This is a genomic window from Butyrivibrio sp. AE2005, assembly GCF_000686965.1.
GTDB classification, from domain to species: Bacteria; Bacillota; Clostridia; order Lachnospirales; family Lachnospiraceae; genus Butyrivibrio; species Butyrivibrio hungatei_A.
On the sequence record NZ_JMMD01000003.1, the window covers coordinates 24707 to 42781 of the forward strand.

The window sequence follows — 18075 nt, forward strand, 5'->3', positions numbered from 1 at the left end:
ATAATAAAAAGCACTTTTTAGAAAGAAATATAGAAGTGAACAAGGTTAACTATTCTAAGGAACTGGAAAAGAGAATACAGGAGTTTCAGAAAAACGGCGAGGTGCCAAAGCTTCTTTTGCATGCGTGCTGTGCACCCTGTTCTTCGCACTGTCTTGAGTATCTAAGAGACTTTTTTGATGTGACGGTATTTTTTTACAATCCAAATATTACTGAGAGTGCGGAGTATTACAAGAGGGTTGCCGAGGAGAAGAGGCTTATAGATGAGTACAACAGGCAGGTTGATGCGCAGGATTTTGCCGAGATGCACTCGGATGAGCGCGCGAGGAAGATAGGTATCATCGAGGGTGATTATGACGTGAAGGAGTATCTTGATGCCGTGCGCGGGCTTGAGGATGTTCCCGAGGGCGGAGAAAGATGCAGAAAGTGCTTTGAACTGCGGCTTAGAAAGACTGCTGAGATTGCGGCAAAAGAGGGATTTGAGTATTTTACGACGACGCTTACAATCAGTCCTTTGAAGAATGCGGATGTCTTGAATGAAGTCGGGGCACAGGCTGCGGAGTTTGTGAATGAGAAAATCGTAGCCGGAGAGATGGAGTCTTTGGATGCCGGCGGTGAAACTCGTGGCGACAGAGCAGTTTGGAACGGCGGGAAGGTAGTTTTTTTGCCATCTGATTTCAAGAAGAAGGAAGGCTATAAGAGGTCTATAGAGTTGTCGCAGAAATTCGGGCTGTACAGGCAGGACTACTGCGGATGCGGGTTTTCAAAGGCGGAAAGAGAAAGGCAGAAGACCGAGGCGGCTGATTGATGGCTTTGGGCCGATCGGAATAAAGCGGCGGAATGAGTGGTTTGTGGCTGATCTTGATAATGTGCGGCATAGCGGCGCGTGGCATTTGACGTTGCCATAGATAGTAGATTTTGATAAAATCGTGTAGTTGGTAATCTAAAGAAATACCGAATCGGTGTTTCTTTTTACGGAAATAAAAAGCTTTTAGAAAGAAGGTTTTGATTTGGATAAAGTATTAGAGATTATTTCAAAGGAAGTCGGAGACGCGTTTGAGAAGGCGGGATATGACAGGGAACTCGGAAGGGTTACCATTTCGAACAGACCCGATCTGTGCGAGTATCAGTGTAACGGTGCCATGGCAGGTGCCAAGAAGTACGGCAAGGCTCCGTTTATGATCGCTGATGATGTTGCCGCAAATCTTGCAGGCAATGAGATGTTTGAGAAAGTTGAGTCGGTTAAGCCGGGATTTCTCAATATCATCGTGAGCGGTGATTTTGCAAGAGGTTACATCGTAAAGATGCTTCATGAGAAGCACATGGGTGTTACAATGCCCGGTCATGAGCCTACATATATCATTGATTACGGCGGACCTAACGTTGCGAAGCCTCTTCACGTAGGACACCTTCGTTCTGCCGTTATCGGAGAGAGTATTAAGAGGATTCTCAGATATACAGGAAACAAGATCATCGGTGACGTTCATCTCGGCGACTGGGGACTTCAGATGGGACTTGTTATCACGGGGCTCAAGGAGAGAAAGCCAGATCTTTGCTACTTTGATCCCGATTATACAGGTTCTTATCCCAAGGAGGCGCCTTTTACCGTATCAGAGCTTGAGGAAATCTATCCTGCAGCAAGCAAGAAGTCCAAGGAGGACGAGGCATTTAAGGCTGAGGCTATGGAAGCAACCAAGCTTTTGCAGGACGGATACAAGCCTTACAGAGCTCTTTGGCATCACATTTTGAATGTGTCTGTAGAAGATCTTAAGAAGAACTATAACAAGCTCGGAGTATCTTTTGACCTCTGGAAGGGCGAGTCTGACGCGCATGTAGCAATCCCTGACATGGTTGAGTATATGAAGAGCAAGGGATATGCGCATGAGAGCCAGGGCGCGTTAGTAGTTGACGTTGCAGAGGAGACTGATACAAAAGAGATTCCGCCTTGCATGATTCTTAAGTCTGACGGAGCTTCTTTGTACAACACAACAGATCTTGCGACTATCAGACAGCGTATGGACGAGGTTCATCCTCAGGGAATCATCTATGTTGTTGACAAGAGGCAGGAGCTTTATTTCACGCAGGTATTCCGTTGTGCAAGAAAGACAAAGCTCGTTATGCCTGAGACAGAGCTTCATTTTGTAGGTTTCGGAACAATGAACGGCGCTGACGGCAAGCCTTTCAAGACAAGAGAGGGCGGCGTAATGCGTCTTGAGAATCTCATTTCTGAGATCGATGAGAAGATGTTTGCAAGAATCAAGGAGGGTAATCCTGAGATTTCTGACGAGGAGGCAAAAGATACAGCGCACAAGGTTGCCGTATCTGCCATCAAGTACGGAGACCTTTCAAACCAGCCTTCAAAAGATTATATATTCGATATTGATAAATTCACTTCTTTCGAGGGAGATACAGGTCCGTACATCCTTTATACAATGGTACGTATCAAGTCTATCCTTAAGAAGTTCGAGGAAGCAGGCGGAAACGTAAAGGATGCAAAGCTTGGCAATCCCGACAGCGATGCTATGAAGAGCCTCATGCTTCTTCTTACAAGATTTGCCGATTCGGTTGAGAGTGCAGCCAAAGATCTTGCTCCTAACAGAATCTGTGCATATATTTACGACCTCAGCAATGCATTCAACAGTTTCTACCACGGAACAAGAATCCTTGCAGAGACAGATGAGTACAAGAAAGAGAGCTACATCGCTCTTCTTGCGATAACACTTAAAGTATTAGAGACAGGAATAGACCTCTTAGGCTTCAACGCGCCTGAGAGGATGTGAGCGATATATGGAATGAGTAACCACAGTATTTTCGTGCTTGCACGAAAAATACTGTGGTTATATCGCTGTTTTTTATGGGAAATTGATATGAGTAAACAAATAAATGAGACAAATCATATGTTCAGCAACAGGAAACTCTTTCTGTTGCTGATTCCTATTATAGCTGAACAATTCCTCACTTCTCTTATGGGCATGGCAGATTCCATGATGGTAAGTACCGTCGGGCCTGCGGCTCTTTCGGGAGTGTCGCTTGTTGATGCTGTAAATCTCCTTGTTGTTCAGGCATTCAATGCCATGGCAACAGGCGGAGTTATCATATGCTCAAACTACATAGGTCAGAAAAATCTCAAGAAGGCTAATGACTCTGCAAGACAGGTACTTTTGGTTTCTCTTTCGATTTCTCTTTTTATGACAATTCTGGGACTGATTTTCAGGACAAGCCTTCTAAGCCTTATATTTGGTGAAGTTGATGCTGATGTAATGAGAGCTTCGCAGATTTATTTTCTTTTGACCATAATATCATACCCGTTCGTATCGCTTGCAGCGGCGGCCAGCGCGATTTTCAGGGCGCAGGCAAATACGGGGCTTCCTATGAAGATTGCTATTATTTCAAATATGCTTAATGTTGTGGGAAACGCCGTGCTCATCTATGTTTTCAGGATGGGCGTTGCGGGTGCGGCGACATCTACGCTTGTTTCAAGGATGTTTAACGCTGTTGTGCTACTGGTGCTTCTCAGAAGCAAGAAGAACGAGATATCTGTGAGAGATTATATGAAGATTCGTCCGCATAAGCATAGCATTAAGAAGATTCTTGCTATGGGTGTGCCGAACGGAATCGAGAATTCCATGTTCCAGTTCGGAAGACTTGCGATTCAGTCGTCTGTTTCAACGCTCGGGACAATAACCATTGCGGCGCAGTCTATGACTGTTATTTTGGAGAATGTAAACGGTGTGGCAGGTGTCGGAGTCGGAATCGGCCTTATGACTATTGTTGGGCAGTGCCTTGGCGCAGGCAAGAAGGATGAAGCTGTTTTTTATACCAAGAAGATGATCAAATGGGGATATATAGCGGTGCTTACGAGTTGCCTCATTGCATATGCGATTACGAGGCCGGTAACAGTGCTCGCAGGAATGCCTTCTGAGAGTGCGAGACAGTGTATCTATATGATGGGCTGGATTACGATCATTAAGCCTCTTTTTTGGGCCCCTTCATTTGTGACTGCTTATGGTATGCGTGCTGCAGGAGATGTTAGATTTTCGATGATCGTATCAACACTTACCATGTGGCTTTGCAGAGTTTCGCTTGCAACTTATCTCATTCGCGTTGCACATATCGGCGCTATGGGTGTTTGGATCGGTATGTTCTGCGACTGGGGAATAAGAGCAATCATATTCACGATAAGGTTTGCGAGCAAGAAGTGGATTCATAAAGTGGTGGAGTAAGTTGGGTGCGGACTCGCAGAATGTTGTTGTAAGAAAACGTCGGATGCGGATTCGCAGAATGTTGTAATGAGAAAGCGCCGGATGCGGATTCGCAGAATGCTGTAGTGAGAAAGCATCAGATGTGTAAAATAGCGTGTTGGCGCGGAGCTGTGCACCTGATTTACGCAAAGAAGTGAGGCGGACTTGTGGCAGAGTTTGCTTTGTGATAGAATAATTTCTGCTTTTATGTTGTTATGTATATTATTCGGTCGCCGGTTCCGGCGCCTGTATCTTGAGTTATCCGTTCGGATAAGGATTTTCACTGAGAATTTAGCAGTGTATTTGGGATGTATTTGAGAATGCTTTGCAGATGAGTTTTATTTGGGAGCATTTGTTTGAACAGGGCTAGTGTGATGTCTTGTTGACAATTTGATGAATTGCTTGTGAAATAATCCATGTACTGCGTTGTCGTCAATCGTCGATGCCCGCATCGACTTAATCCTCTGCCTTGTACATAAATCATTTCACTTCGCAATTGATCAAAAGTCAGCAAGACATCACACTAGTGTACTGGCACGATGATAATTTGGTAAACTACTTGCGAAATAATTGCATGCAGGACTATGTGCTGAGCATGAAGAAGCATGGATAATTGTGGCTGGCATGGAGGTGATATGACCCTATAGTGTTGTGAGTACAAATAGGACCATGCTATGTGCCGGAAATAAGTACAGAATATCAGGTCTGCAAAGGAGAAATATGACCCTACGGTGTAATGAGAGCAGATAGGACCATGCGTTGTGCTAAAAATGAGCATGTGAAATCAATTTTTTCAAGAGAAACTATGGCCCTGTGACTCGGAAAGAGCAGATAGGACCATGTGATGCGTTGAAAATGAGCATATAGAAGTATTTTTTGCAAATGAAACCATGACCCTATGGAGTGGTAGATAAAGATAGGACCATACGTATGCTTGAAATTGGTATAAATGAGTATTGAAGTAAAGAATTCTATAATCAAAGAACATAAGGGGCGTATTATTCATCGGTAAGAGGGGGGAAGCATTATTGTATTGTAAGAAAGGAAAAGAAAAATGGATAAACTGATTCAACTTATGGAACAACGTATAGTTACTCTGCAGAGAGCAATAAAGTTTGCGGAAAAAGATAAAAGAACACTTCCGGAAGGAAGGCTTAGAATAAGTAAATCACGTAAGCAAATGAGATATTTTGAAGTGACGGACGATACTCCTTCAAAGGGAAAATATATATCAATGAATAACATGAAATATGTTAGGAATTTGGCGCAAAAAATGTATAACGAGCTGTTTCTGAAGCGTGCAAAGAAGGAACTGAGCAAAATCGAAGAACTATTAACGTATGCAAGGAAGGGGACCGCTGAATCAATCTTCACAAATCTTTCATCCGAACGCCAAAAACTTGTTACGCCGTACATCATCACTGATGATCTATATGCCATGAAATGGCAGTCACAGAGCTTTCAATCAAATCCATATATGCCTGAAAATAAAAAATATGACACTATAAGAGGTGAAAAAGTAAGATCAAAGTCAGAAGCCATATTGGCGGATATGCTCTATAATCTGGGGATACCATATCATTATGAAAAGCCTTTGGTTATGGGAAGAGGAGTGGTGAGATATCCTGATTTTACAATACTGAATACCAAGAATAGGGAAGAGATATACTTGGAGCATTTGGGGCTTTTGGATGATGAAGAATATAGAAGAGGGTGTCTGAATAAACTTGATGAATACAGGAAAAGCGGTATCTTTCCGGGAAAGAACCTTATATTTACATATGAAACAAGTGATAATCCTTTAGATATCAAGGGGATAAAAGGAATGCTCAAAGAGCTCTTTATAGACTAACGAACAAGTCACTCTGTAAATGTATGACATAAAATATGACATGGAAAAATAAAAAGCCCTTAACCATAAGGTTAAGGGCAGTAGCGAGAGGGGGATTCGAACCCTCGACACCGCGGGTATGAACCGCGTGCTCTAGCCAACTGAGCTATCTCGCCATCTATTTGTCAGAGCTGTTTGAAACAGCCGACTTAGATAATATACATCGTGGTATGCTTGTTGTCAACACGTATTTTTCAAATTTGAATAAAAAATTGAGACAAATCGGTATATAATATAATTGTGATTTCAATATTGTAAACGAGGAGGCTTTTTATGTGGGCATATGAAACTTCTTTTTATCAGATATATCCTTTGGGATTCTGCGGTGCGCCTTATGAAAATGATGGGAAGCTTGAGCACAGGATCCTTAAAGTCATTGAATGGATTCCGCATTTCAAAAAACTTGGCGTGGGAGCGGTTTTGTTTAATCCTGTTTTTGAGTCGGACACTCACGGATACAACACCAGGGACTACAAGAAGATAGATGTAAGACTCGGCACGAACGAGGATTTTGCCAAAGTTTGCGACGCGCTTCATAAAGAAGGCATAAAAGTGATACTGGACGGAGTGTTCAATCACGCGGGAAGAGGCTTTTTTGGCTTTGTTGATGTATGCGAAAAGAAATGGGATTCACAGTATAAAGACTGGTTCAACATTAACTTCGACGGAAACAGCAATTACAACGACGGCCTGTGGTACGAAGGCTGGGAAGGTAACTACGATCTTGTGAAGTTTAATCTTAAGAACCCGCAGGTCACAGACTACCTCCTTGAGAGCATCCGCATGTGGGTAAAAGAGTTTGATATAGATGGACTTAGACTCGATGTTGCTTATTGTCTCGATCAGGACTTCATACGTACTCTCAGAAGAGAGACGACTGCGATGAAGCCGGACTTTTACCTGACGGGTGAAATGATAGGCGGCGATTATAACAGGATCATGGGCGATGACCTTTGTCACAGCGCCACTAACTACGAGTGCTACAAAGGTATGTTTTCTGCGCTTAACAGTATGAATCTTTTTGAGATAGTTCATTCCCTGCTTCGCCAGTTCGGTCCTGAGAACTGGACTTTGTACAGGGGAAGACATCTTTTGTCATTTGTTGATAATCATGATGTCAGCAGGATTGCAAGTATACTCACTCGTCCCGAGCATCTGAAGCTGATTTATACGCTTATGTTCGGAATGCCGGGGATTCCCACGATCTATTACGGAAGCGAATGGGGAGAAAAAGCTGACAAATCAATGGGAGATCCTGCGCTCAGACCATGCTTTGATGAGCCAAAGTGGAACGAACTAACCGATCATATTGCAAAGTTGTGCAAGGCTAAAGCAGAATCACAGGCGCTTAACTACGGAGATTTTTCATCGCTTCTTCTTACTAACAGACAGTGCATTTTCCGGCGTGCATGCGAAGGAGAGCGTGTTCTAACTGTGATAAATGCAGATGAAGCGCCTTTCCATGCTGATTTCAACGCGGGTGCGGGCTGTGGCGTGGACCTTATCACGGATGAAGACATTGATTTTGGCGGAGGTCTTGATATACCGCCGTACACATCCTATCTGATCAAGCTTGAGAAGTGAATTGTGCCATTTTGTGATGGGGAATATCACATTACTAAAAAATGAACAAGAGTATTTTATATACAACACCCAAAAGAAAGATTATAATTAAAATATGGAAATACGTACACTAATCATTGCAATTTTAGTTCTTGGAATTTTGATGCTTATCTATATGAGAAAGAGCATACTACAGCTTTCCACGACGCGTATGTTCTGTCTTTTCTTAGTGTTGTCTGCTTTAAATATAATTATTGAGATGGTGGAATACGGTGCATTTGTATATCCCGATGCATCGTTCTTGTGGGTGCAGGGGCTTTCCAGAGGCCTGTATCTGATCACACTTCTCGCAGTTATATTTGCACTTTGTCTGTACACATATTCAAGGTTTACAATTAAGAGGGGCATTTCGACAAAATATGCCTGTTTATCGGCAGCACCGGCGGGTATTGGTGTTTTGCTCGTTATAACATCGAAAGCTTTGTTCGGAGGAACTTCAAGTCCGGTACTTTTGACAATATGCTATGTTTTGGGCATGCTTTATTCGGTTTCGGCAATAAGCCTTGGCATAAATTATAACGGACGAGCCAAAAAGGAAGTTTTTGCCGCTATTTTGGTCTCACATTTTCTATGGTGTGCCATGTTCGTTTATCAGATTGTCAGGAAGGGCACGCAGATTTCGTCTGCTGCGATCATTCTTTCTGCAATAATCATCTACATATTTATTGAAAATCCCAAAGATTATTACGAAAAGAGTATTCCGGGTGTCAGGAACAAAGACGCATTCATAGCTATGCTTGCCGAGCGTTTCGCCCAGCCGAGATCATTTTTTATAATGTCGGTTATTTTTATTGAGAAGAATATTCTTTTCACCGACTCAGCGAGAAAAGCGCTTGAAGAGGAGCAGAGGAAGGTTGCAGAGTTTGCACGTTCCGACTATCAGCTGAATGCGTACATGTCGAGCTGGAATACGCTTAGTTTTATAACGAGAAGAGCGGATATTGTTGAGCGTTTCATGTCGGCAATCAATCTGTATAAGGGCATCGGCGCGGGAAGCTACAGGTTTACATTCTCGGTTGTTGAGGCTCCGCGTATTGTAAAAGAGCTTGATAAGGCCATGCAGATTCTTACATATGTGTCCGGAGAATACGCCTATGCACAGTCTTCACCCAACATTGTGATAGATGAAAACATAGTTGATAAGATGGTTTACAGAAACACGATAGAGGATGTTGTAAGACAGGCTGTGAAGGAGAAGAGTTTTGATGTTTATTATCAGCCAATCCTCAGCGTCAAAGAAGGATCTTTTTCCTCTGCGGAAGCTCTTGTAAGGCTTCGCAGACGCGACGGCGAAAAATATATCTCACCCGAAGATTTTATCCCGATTGCTGAGAGGTGCGGGCTTGTTCAGGAAATTGACGATCTTGTATTTGAAAAAGTCTGCTCTTTTATTGCAAAAGAAAATCTTTCTAGCTACGGGATTAAGACAATCGAGGTTAATATGTCGGGAAATGAGGCGGTTGATGCGCATACACATGAGAGACTTTTCAGAAAGATGGAAAAATACCACATTCCGCCTAACTACATCAATTTTGAGATTACAGATACGGCCCATATAACAGGCGATGCGACGTTTAAAGAGAATTTCAAAAAAATGCGTGAGCAGGGATTTACTTTCTCCATGGATGATTTCGGTGCGGGAGATTCCGATCTTCTGGAACTTCTTAAGCTTGACTATGTGCTTATTAAGATGGACAAGGAGTTTATATGGAACTGCTTTGATTCTGAGAATCCCGAGAAGCTCAACGTGCTTAAACATACGATAGAGTTTATGAAGAAAAACGGACTTCATGTGCTTGCGGAGGGTGTTGAGACCCTGGAACAGGCAAGAATTCTTATCGATAACGGTGTAGAATATCTTCAGGGCTTTTATTATTCGAGACCCGTTCCTGAAAACGACTATATAGAATTTTTGAATTCACAAAAAGGACTGGTTCATAAAGTGGATGGTACTGCAGACAGATAGGTTGTTATTAAGAAAATGGGAAAGTAGCGACGCGGCGGATTTATATAAATATGCCAGTGACGAAAGGGTGGGACCTCCGGCCGGATGGCCGCCCCATAAGGATGAAGCATACAGCAGGGCGATAATTAGGACTGTTTTTGCAAGGGAAGAGGTGTATGCTATCTGCATTAAAGAGCGTGGGAGAGAAGTTATCGGTAGCATAGGGCTTACGCTGGACGGAAGCCCCGAGCGCCCCATTGGAACAAACGAGGCTGAACTTGGCTACTGGATAGGCTACCCTTTCTGGGATAAAGGAATCGCAACGGAAGCGTCAATGGAGCTACTTAGACATGGCTTTGAGGATCTGAATCTTAGCCGTGTTTTTTGTGCGTATTTTGAGGGGAATGAGCGGTCAAAAAAAGTGCAGGATAAGTGCGGGTTCAAACTTCATCATATCAACCACATGACCAGAGTGGTACTTCTTGACGAGATGAGAGTGGAGTACGTGAATGTACTGACTTCTGAGGAGTGGAGTAGAAAATTTGGTTTGAATCTATAAAAATTTTGTAAAGTTTTTTGAACGATATACTATTACAAAAAATATTTTATTGTGATATACTTATTAAGGCTCGCGGATTCCGGACGTGGAATCATATATTTTTTTCTTGTTTGCTGAAAGCGCTTACATGAAAGATGTGTTGGCTTTTTTGAGAATTATTGAAGGAGGATCGGAATGTTGAATGTAGGTGAATGCGTAATTTACGGTAGCCATGGATTGTGCAAGGTTCGGGATATTCTCGTTCCGGCATTTCTTGAGAAGGGAAAAGAAAAGCAATATTACATGATGGTTTCCGCTGTAGACGCAGGCAGTGTTATCTATGTTCCTGTCGAAGGAGCTGAGGATAAGGTTCGCGATGTTATGAGTGCGGACGATGCCGAAGAGCTTATTTGTGACATTGAAGAAGTGGATGAACTCGAACTTCCCGATGGAAAGAAGGCTGAACCTGAGATCGCCGGCATTATAAAGAGAAATCTTGCCGATGAGATGATGAGCCTTGTGAAATCGCTTCATAAGATCAAGGCAACACGCGAAGCTGAAGGCAAGAAATTTGCTTCGCTCAACGAGAAATATTTGAATATGGCTGAGAAACTTCTTTACACCGAGATGGCATTCTCGCTTAAGACCGAGAAAGACGCCATTAAGGAAAGGGTAAAAGAGGTGTTATCGAGTTTGTATTTAGAGACTGTTTGATGCAGTCTCTATCTTTTTATATAGAGGCTAAAAAGTTGCAAAGCAACTCTTTATTCTGCTAAAATACAACCTATGGGTAAAACAGTTGAACTTTATTATGAAAGTGCATATATAACCGAGTTTGACGCAAGCGTTCTATATTGCAGCGGGCGTGAAGACGGTAAGTTTGAAGCTGTTCTTGATAAGACGGCTTTTTTTCCTGAACAGGGAGGCCAGACTCCCGATGTTGGAAGGCTTGAGGCCGCTGACGGAACGGGATTTGAAGTCCTTTACACAGGAATCAGGAAGACGGATTCGGGCGAAGATGAGATCTATCATGTGCTTGATAAGAGCATTGAAGCGGGAGCAAGTGTTCATGGCAGGATTGACTGGGAACACAGATTCAGCAATATGCAGCAGCACACGGGTGAACATATCTTTTCCGGCATAGTTAATTCAAAGTATGGCTATGACAATGTTGGTTTTCATCTGAGCGATACCGAAGTTACCATGGATTATAACGGCGTTCTGAGCGCCGAAGACATAAAAGAAATCGAGAAATGCGTAAATGAAGCTATCTGGAAGAATATAAGCGTTGTCGCAAGTTTTCCTTCGGAAGATGAGCTTAAAGACATTCCGTATCGCAGTAAAAAAGAGCTTACGGGTGCGATCCGCATTGTGAATATTGAAGGTTACGATTCCTGCGCATGTTGTGCGCCTCACGTTGAGAGAACCGGTGAGATAGGGCTTTTGAAGGTTGTGGGAGTGCGAGGTTACAAGGGCGGAGTCAGGGTTAATATTTTATGCGGTAAAAGAGCTCTTGAGTTCCTTTCGACTGAACATGATATTTTGTCGGATCTTGCGGCTGACTTTACTACTTCTTTTGACAATGTACCTTCATCCGTTGCGCGGTTAAAAGATGAAAATGCAGCTCTTAAAGCAAATCTTTATGCGGACAGGGAAAAGCTTCTTGAGTATGAACTGGCTGAGATAGACAAGGGGCTTAAGAATGTATTTCTTTTTAAGGGCGCAGATGCGGATACGAACCTAATGAGAAAAACTGTCAATCTGCTTGCGGCAGATCACGAGGGATTCTGCGGAGTGTTTGCGGGGAATCCCGAAGCAGGATACAGATATATAGTGGCTTCCGGAAAGGCTGAAGGCGATGCACGCACTGTTTCCGCACTTCTTAGAGAGAAGTTTGGAGCAAAAGGCGGCGGAAGCGAAAAAATGGTTCAGGGCAGCATATCGGGCGTAAACAGCGAAGAATTGACGGATTGCTGCAATAATCTATGATATTTGAGGGTGAAAAAAGTTTGGTATGAATGTTGGCAAATTCAGTGATTTCAGAGACGGAGTCAGGGATGCGGTTCCTATTTTTCTGGGATATATAGCAGTTTCTTTTGCATTCGGAATAGAGAGTTCGAAAATCGGAATGACTGTATTTCAATCGGCGATGACATCTCTTCTTAATGTCACAAGCGCAGGACAGTTTTCGGCGCTTGAAATAATCGAAAAAAACGGAAGTTTTCTTGAACTTGCCGTATTACAGTTTATAATCAATTTAAGATATATGCTTATGTCGGCGGCTCTGTCACAGAGACTTGACCCAAAGACAAGCACGCTGCACAGACTTGGGATTTCTTACGGCGTTACTGATGAGATCTTCGGAGTCAGCGTACTTAAGAAAGGCGGTCTTTATCCCATGTATTCGTACGGACTTATAGTGCTTTCCGTATCGGGCTGGGTGCTTGGAACCGTTCTCGGTGCTATTGCGGGACAGATCATGCCGCAGAGACTTATAAGTTGTTTGGGGCTTGCCATTTATGGTATGTTTATTGCAATAATCATTCCCGATACGAGAGAAGATAAAAATGTGCGCGCGGTAGTCGTTGCTGCGATGATATTTAGCACGATCTTTGCGTTTGCGCCGTTTCTTAACTGTATATCTTCTGGATTTAGAATTATAATAATTACAGTGCTTGTAGCTGCCTGTGCAGCGGTGATCGCACCTGTCAGGGAGGAAAAAGATGAATAACGTTTATGCATACATTCTTCTTATGGCAGTTGTGACCTATGCGATTAGGGCGCTGCCGCTTACTCTTATCAGAAAAGAGATAAAGAGTACATTTATAAGATCGTTTCTTTATTATGTGCCATATGCAACCTTGGCGGCGATGACTTTTCCGGCTATTTTGAATGCGACCGACAATCAGATTTCGGCGCTTGCAGGTTTTGGCGTGGCACTGATACTTGCTTTTAACAAAAAGAGCCTTTTGACAGTTGCGGGACTTGCCTGCGCGACGGCTTTTATAGTAGAACTTTTTATATGATTTATGCGATCGCCTCTGTGCGATTGGTTGTTTTTTAGAATCGGAGGATTAAGATGCACATAGGAATGGGATATGATGTACACCGCCTGGTTTCTGACAGGGACCTTATTATAGGTGGCGTAAAGATTCCGTATGAAAAAGGTCTTTTGGGACATTCTGATGCAGATGTACTGCTTCATGCGATAATGGATGCGCTTTTGGGCGCTGCGGCTCTCGGGGATATCGGTAAGCACTTTCCCGATACTGATCCCAAGTACAAGGGAGCTGATTCTCTTGCACTTATGAGAGAAGTTGGAAAAATGCTTGTTGAAAACCGCTTTCTTATCGAGAATATTGATGCTACGATAATTGCTCAGGCTCCAAAGATGAGGCCTTATATCGACGAGATGAGGCAGAATATCGCGGATGCGCTTGAGATTGAGATAAGCCAGGTAAATGTAAAGGCAACGACAGAGGAAGGTCTCGGATTTACGGGAAGCGGAGAGGGAATTTCTTCGCAGGCGATATGTCTTTTGACCAGTCCTATTGAACTGCACTCGACCAATGTTACATTTAATACGGGAGAAGAGCCAAAAAGCTGTTGCGGCGGTTGTAGTGAGAAATAAAAAAGACAAAATGTTGCGCTAAATAATACTTTTTTCCCAAGGAGATACTAAACAGATGGCAAATTTTAAGTTTTACAATACACTTACAAGAACAATTCAGGATTTTGTGCCCAGAGAAGACGGAAAGGTGACCATGTATACTTGCGGACCTACCGTCTATCATTACGCACATATCGGTAACATCCGCACATATATCATGCAGGACGTGCTTATCAAGGCGCTTATGTACGCAGGATATGATGTTAAGCGCGTTATGAACATAACTGATGTCGGACACCTTTCATCGGACGCTGATACAGGCGAAGATAAGATGCTCGCAGGGGCAAAAAGAGAGCACAAGAGCGTTATGGAGATTGCAAAGTACTATACTGATGCTTTCTTTACGGATTTTGACGCTGTCGGAAACAAGCGACCCGATATTGTTGAGCCTGCCACAAACTGCATACCTGAGTTTATCCATATGGTAGAGGTTCTTCTTGAGAAGGGCTATGCGTATGTAGCCGGCGGAAATGTATATTTTGATACAAGTAAGCTCGATGATTACTATGTTTTTTCATCAGATATCGAGAAAGAACAGCTTCAGGTCGGCGTTCGTGACGATGTTGAAGAGGATACAAATAAAAAGAACAAGACAGACTTTGTTCTTTGGTTTACAAAGTCAAAGTTTGAGGAGCAGGCGCTTAAGTGGGACAGCCCTTGGGGCGTTGGATATCCCGGATGGCATATTGAGTGCTCATGCATTTCAATGAAGCATCTCGGCGAATATATCGATATCCACTGCGGCGGTGTTGACAATATTTTCCCTCATCATACAAATGAGATCGCGCAGTCTGAGAGTTATCTCGGCCACGAGTGGTGCAAATACTGGTTCCACAGCAATCACTTGAATGACAAGTCGGGAAAGATGTCAAAGTCAAAGGGTGCGATCCTTACGGTTTCTGTTCTTAAGGAAAAAGGATACGATCCGCTTGTTTACAGATTTTTCTGCTTGCAGTCACACTATCGCAAGCCTCTTGAGTTCTCTTTTGAGGCACTTGATAATGTGACCGGCGCATTTAATAAACTTATAAAGAAGATCGCAGAGCTCAAGGAAGATGGCAGTGTTGATGAGGCTGTTGTAAAAGAATTCGAGGGCAAGTTCAGGGATGCAATCTCGGACGACCTCAACACATCAATGGCAATCACACTTCTTTACGATGTGCTCAAGGCTGACGCAAACGGCGCTACAAAGCTTACACTTGTAAAGAGTTTTGATAAGGTCCTTTCACTTGACCTTATCGGACATGCGGCTGCTTCAAAGGAAGAAAAGGCAGTGGATCCCGAGCTTGAGGCATATGTTCTTGACGCAATCGAGAGAAGAGCTGCAGCTAAGAAGGCAAAGGATTTTGCAACAGCTGATGCAATCCGCGACGAGCTTCTTAAAAAGGGAGTTGAGATCAAGGATACTCGTGAGGGAGTTAAATGGCAGCTCATTTGAATAAATATCTAAATGATAAATTCGGCATTGAGGGGAAGGACATTAGGACTTATTCCCCTCTTACGCTTGCTTATATAGGCGATGCGATCTTTGATGTTGTGGTAAGGTCGATACTTGTAAATAAGGGCAATACTGCGGTCAATAAACTCCATAAAAGAGCGAGTGATATTGTAAAAGCGGGCACACAGTCTGCTTTTATAAAGGCTCTTATGGACGATCTGACTGAAGAAGAGGCTGACATTTACAGAAGAGGCCGCAATTCGAAGCCGCATACCAAGGCAAAGAACGCCACGACTATGGACTACCTCGATGCAACAGGATTTGAGGCTGTTGTCGGATATCTTTATCTTACAGATAATATGGACAGGATATGCGAGCTTGTGCAGCTTGGAATAGAGAGGCTTGGGCTGGATATTCTTGAGTGAGAAGCGATTTATAAAGAGTATTGCCGGTGAAAAAGAATTGATATATTTTGAGGAATTATGATGGAAGAGAATTTTGAAAGCAGAATAATAGAGGGTAGAAATGCGGTTCTTGAGGCGTTTCGTGCAGGAAAGACGATAGACAGGCTCTTTGTCCTGGACGGATGCAAGGACGGCCCCGTTCAGACAATAATGCGTGAAGCAAAGAAGCACAAGGACACGGTTGTGAGCTTTGTGAAAAAAGAGAGACTCGATCAGCTCTCGGAGACAGGAAAGCATCAGGGAGTCATTGCTTATGCGGCTTCTTACGAATATGCGGAAGTTGAAGACATTCTCGCAAAGGCTGCTGCAAAGAACGAAGATCCTTTTGTGATAATTCTTGATGGTATCGAGGATCCGCACAATCTTGGAGCGATCATCAGAACAGCAAATCTTGCGGGAGCGCACGGCGTTATTATTCCAAAGCACAGAGCTGTGGGACTTACGGCGACTGTTGCAAAGGCTTCTGCAGGTGCACTTAACTACACGCCTGTTGCCAAAGTTACAAATATAGTAAAGACCATTGAGGAGCTTAAGGATAAAGGGCTTTGGTTTGCCTGTGCGGATATGGGCGGAACCGAGATGTACAAGCTCAATCTAAAAGGTCCTATCGGAATTGTTATAGGAAACGAGGGAAGCGGTGTTTCAAGACTTGTAAAAGAAAACTGCGACATGATAGCATCTATTCCCATGAAGGGCGACATCGATTCGCTTAATGCTTCGGTGGCTGCCGGCGTACTTGCATTTGAAGTTGTAAGACAGAGGCTTGGTTAACCTATGAAAACAAATTATGACGGACAAAGCGATGAGCAGCTTATAGTGAAGTTCCATGATGCGGGAGATAAAGAATCCGGCATCATGGATTTTATTATGGACAAATATAAGAATCTTGTCCGCAAAAAAGCTGCATCTATGTTTATTCTCGGCGCTGACAGGGACGACCTCATCCAGGAAGGGATGATAGGTCTTTTTAAAGCAATACGGGATTATGACATAGGAAGAGATGCAAGCTTTGCCACGTTTGCCGATCTGTGCATCTCAAGGCAGATGTATTCGGCAATCAAGGCATCTGCGCGCAAAAAACATGCGCCTTTAAACAGTTATATTTCTTTATATGCCGAGAACAGCGACAGCGCCACCGACAGTGAAGTGGCTCTTGAAGATGTTCTCGAATCTGATTCAAGTTCCATTCCCGAGGAGCAGATCATCGAGCGCGAAAACCTCGAAGCTCTTGAGAACGCCATCGAGCGCGACCTCAGCGACCTCGAGCGCCAGGTTCTTGATCTGTATATCACGGGAATGTCCATAAAAGAAGTATCCGCCGTTCTTGGCAGAGATGAGAAATCCACGGATAATGCGATGCAGAGGATAAAGACGAAGCTTAGGAAGTATTTGAAGAAATGATGGGGACGAGTTGACGCTTTGGGGTAACGGTGAGTGTGTTGCGGGGAGCGAGATGCTTTACTTTGAGTGGCTGAGGGTGCTATGGGAATGGCGCTGTGCGTGCTTGGAGGAGAAATATGCCTTGAAAGAGTGAAAAGACTGAGGTGAGGCATACTTTTTGCAGTGTTAGCAGTGCTTAGGAAAGTAAGATATGCCTTAAAATAGGAAAATTTCTGTGCTGAGGCATACATTACGCCGAGGAATCAGTGTGGAGAGAAGGAAAATATGCCTTAAAAGAGAGAAAAGCTTGAGTTGAGGCATACATTACGCCGAGGAATCAGTGTGGAGAGAAGGAAAATATGCCTTAAAAGAGAGAAAAGCTTGAGTTGAGGCATACATTACGTCGCGAAATAAGTGTGGAGAGAAGGGAAATATGCCTTAAAATATGAAAAAATCTGCGCTGAGGCATATTTCATTCCGAGAAAGCAGTGCAGAGGAGAGAAAAGTATGCCTTTGAAGAGGAAAAAGCATGATATAAGGCATTTTTTGTGCTGTGCAAAGGGCACTGCTCAAAGAAATCTATGCCTTATAACAAGAAAAGTCGTTGTATAAGGCATATTTGTCATTTGCAGAAGAGGACAAAAGAGAAAGATTGAGATGTCATTGAAAGGGAAAAATTATATTTTTTTCATAAAATAATCAATATTTCGCAAAAAGTATGTACAATTTGATATCAAATGTTCTATAATTCGATATAGTTCAGAAAAACGAAAATATATAAACAAATTAAAGGGCACTCTATTGAAATTTGAGGGGAAAGAGTAAAGGTGAGTGTGAGCTTTTTGTTTTTATATGAAAATTTTTTTCTGAATAAAAATCAAAGACTG

16 protein-coding genes and 1 tRNA gene are annotated in these 18075 nt (G+C 43.1%); 16 read left to right on the plus strand and 1 reads right to left on the minus strand.

Translation table 11 applies throughout. The annotated features are described in order from the left end of the window. Positions 1–35 precede the first annotated feature (35 nt). The 4 genes from DL92_RS0103590 (at position 36) to DL92_RS20055 (ending at position 6091) form a co-directional block, all read left to right on the plus strand. Complete coding sequence (locus DL92_RS0103590; RefSeq protein ID WP_026666919.1) at positions 36–806, plus strand: epoxyqueuosine reductase QueH; 771 nt, start codon at positions 36–38, stop codon at positions 804–806. A gap of 202 nt (positions 807–1008) precedes the next feature. Next, entirely contained in the window at positions 1009–2778 is a 1770-nt protein-coding gene (gene argS / locus DL92_RS0103595) for an arginine--tRNA ligase (RefSeq protein ID WP_026666920.1), read from the plus strand. A gap of 87 nt (positions 2779–2865) precedes the next feature. Further along, positions 2866–4221, plus strand: coding sequence for an MATE family efflux transporter (locus DL92_RS0103600; RefSeq protein WP_034468405.1), 1356 nt, complete (start codon positions 2866–2868; stop codon positions 4219–4221). Positions 4222–5293: 1072 nt separating this feature from the next. Continuing rightward, the gene (locus tag DL92_RS20055) at positions 5294–6091 is read left to right on the plus strand and encodes a PDDEXK family nuclease (RefSeq protein ID WP_051625218.1); all 798 of its coding nucleotides are present in this window, start codon (positions 5294–5296) and stop codon (positions 6089–6091) included. A gap of 81 nt (positions 6092–6172) precedes the next feature. Here DL92_RS20055 and DL92_RS0103610 read toward each other — a convergent pair. Then, positions 6173–6246 (minus strand) — tRNA-Met (locus tag DL92_RS0103610). Between the two features lie 157 nt (positions 6247–6403). On the opposite strand from DL92_RS0103610, the gene DL92_RS0103615 reads away from it, so the two are divergent. The 12 genes from DL92_RS0103615 to sigH all read left to right on the plus strand — a co-directional run bounded on the left by DL92_RS0103615 (position 6404) and on the right by sigH (position 17209). Beyond that, complete coding sequence (locus DL92_RS0103615) at positions 6404–7714, plus strand: alpha-amylase family glycosyl hydrolase (RefSeq protein WP_026654326.1); 1311 nt, start codon at positions 6404–6406, stop codon at positions 7712–7714. A gap of 94 nt (positions 7715–7808) precedes the next feature. Continuing rightward, positions 7809–9719 (plus strand): EAL domain-containing protein, encoded by a 1911-nt coding sequence (locus DL92_RS0103620; protein WP_081816817.1) that lies wholly within the window; start codon positions 7809–7811, stop codon positions 9717–9719. 1 nt (position 9720) lies between these two features. Then, positions 9721–10257, plus strand: a complete 537-nt coding sequence (locus tag DL92_RS0103625; RefSeq protein ID WP_242845832.1) for a GNAT family N-acetyltransferase — start codon at positions 9721–9723, stop codon at positions 10255–10257. A gap of 174 nt (positions 10258–10431) precedes the next feature. Next, the gene (locus DL92_RS0103630; RefSeq protein WP_026654330.1) at positions 10432–10950 is read left to right on the plus strand and encodes a CarD family transcriptional regulator; all 519 of its coding nucleotides are present in this window, start codon (positions 10432–10434) and stop codon (positions 10948–10950) included. A gap of 72 nt (positions 10951–11022) precedes the next feature. Then, on the plus strand, positions 11023–12225 hold the full coding sequence (locus tag DL92_RS0103635) for an alanyl-tRNA editing protein (protein ID WP_034468407.1): 1203 nt from the start codon (positions 11023–11025) through the stop codon (positions 12223–12225). A gap of 25 nt (positions 12226–12250) precedes the next feature. Further along, positions 12251–12967, plus strand: a complete 717-nt coding sequence (locus DL92_RS0103640) for an AzlC family ABC transporter permease (RefSeq protein ID WP_026666925.1) — start codon at positions 12251–12253, stop codon at positions 12965–12967. Then, positions 12960–13262: an AzlD domain-containing protein gene (locus tag DL92_RS0103645; protein WP_026654333.1), complete on the plus strand. Its 303-nt coding sequence runs from the start codon at positions 12960–12962 to the stop codon at positions 13260–13262. Before DL92_RS0103640 ends, DL92_RS0103645 begins: the two co-directional genes overlap by 8 nt. 53 nt (positions 13263–13315) lie before the next feature. Next, entirely contained in the window at positions 13316–13867 is a 552-nt protein-coding gene (gene ispF, locus DL92_RS0103650) for a 2-C-methyl-D-erythritol 2,4-cyclodiphosphate synthase (RefSeq protein ID WP_026654334.1), read from the plus strand. Positions 13868–13922: 55 nt separating this feature from the next. Continuing rightward, positions 13923–15344: a cysteine--tRNA ligase gene (gene cysS / locus DL92_RS0103655; protein WP_026666926.1), complete on the plus strand. Its 1422-nt coding sequence runs from the start codon at positions 13923–13925 to the stop codon at positions 15342–15344. Continuing rightward, a complete protein-coding gene (locus DL92_RS0103660) occupies positions 15329–15769 on the plus strand; it encodes a Mini-ribonuclease 3 (protein WP_026654336.1) in 441 nt (146 codons plus the stop codon). Before cysS ends, DL92_RS0103660 begins: the two co-directional genes overlap by 16 nt. A 60-nt stretch (positions 15770–15829) precedes the next feature. After that, a complete protein-coding gene (rlmB, locus tag DL92_RS0103665) occupies positions 15830–16579 on the plus strand; it encodes a 23S rRNA (guanosine(2251)-2'-O)-methyltransferase RlmB (RefSeq protein ID WP_026654338.1) in 750 nt (249 codons plus the stop codon). Positions 16580–16582: 3 nt separating this feature from the next. Next, positions 16583–17209, plus strand: a complete 627-nt coding sequence (sigH, locus tag DL92_RS0103670) for an RNA polymerase sporulation sigma factor SigH (protein WP_026654339.1) — start codon at positions 16583–16585, stop codon at positions 17207–17209. Positions 17210–18075 lie beyond the last annotated feature (866 nt).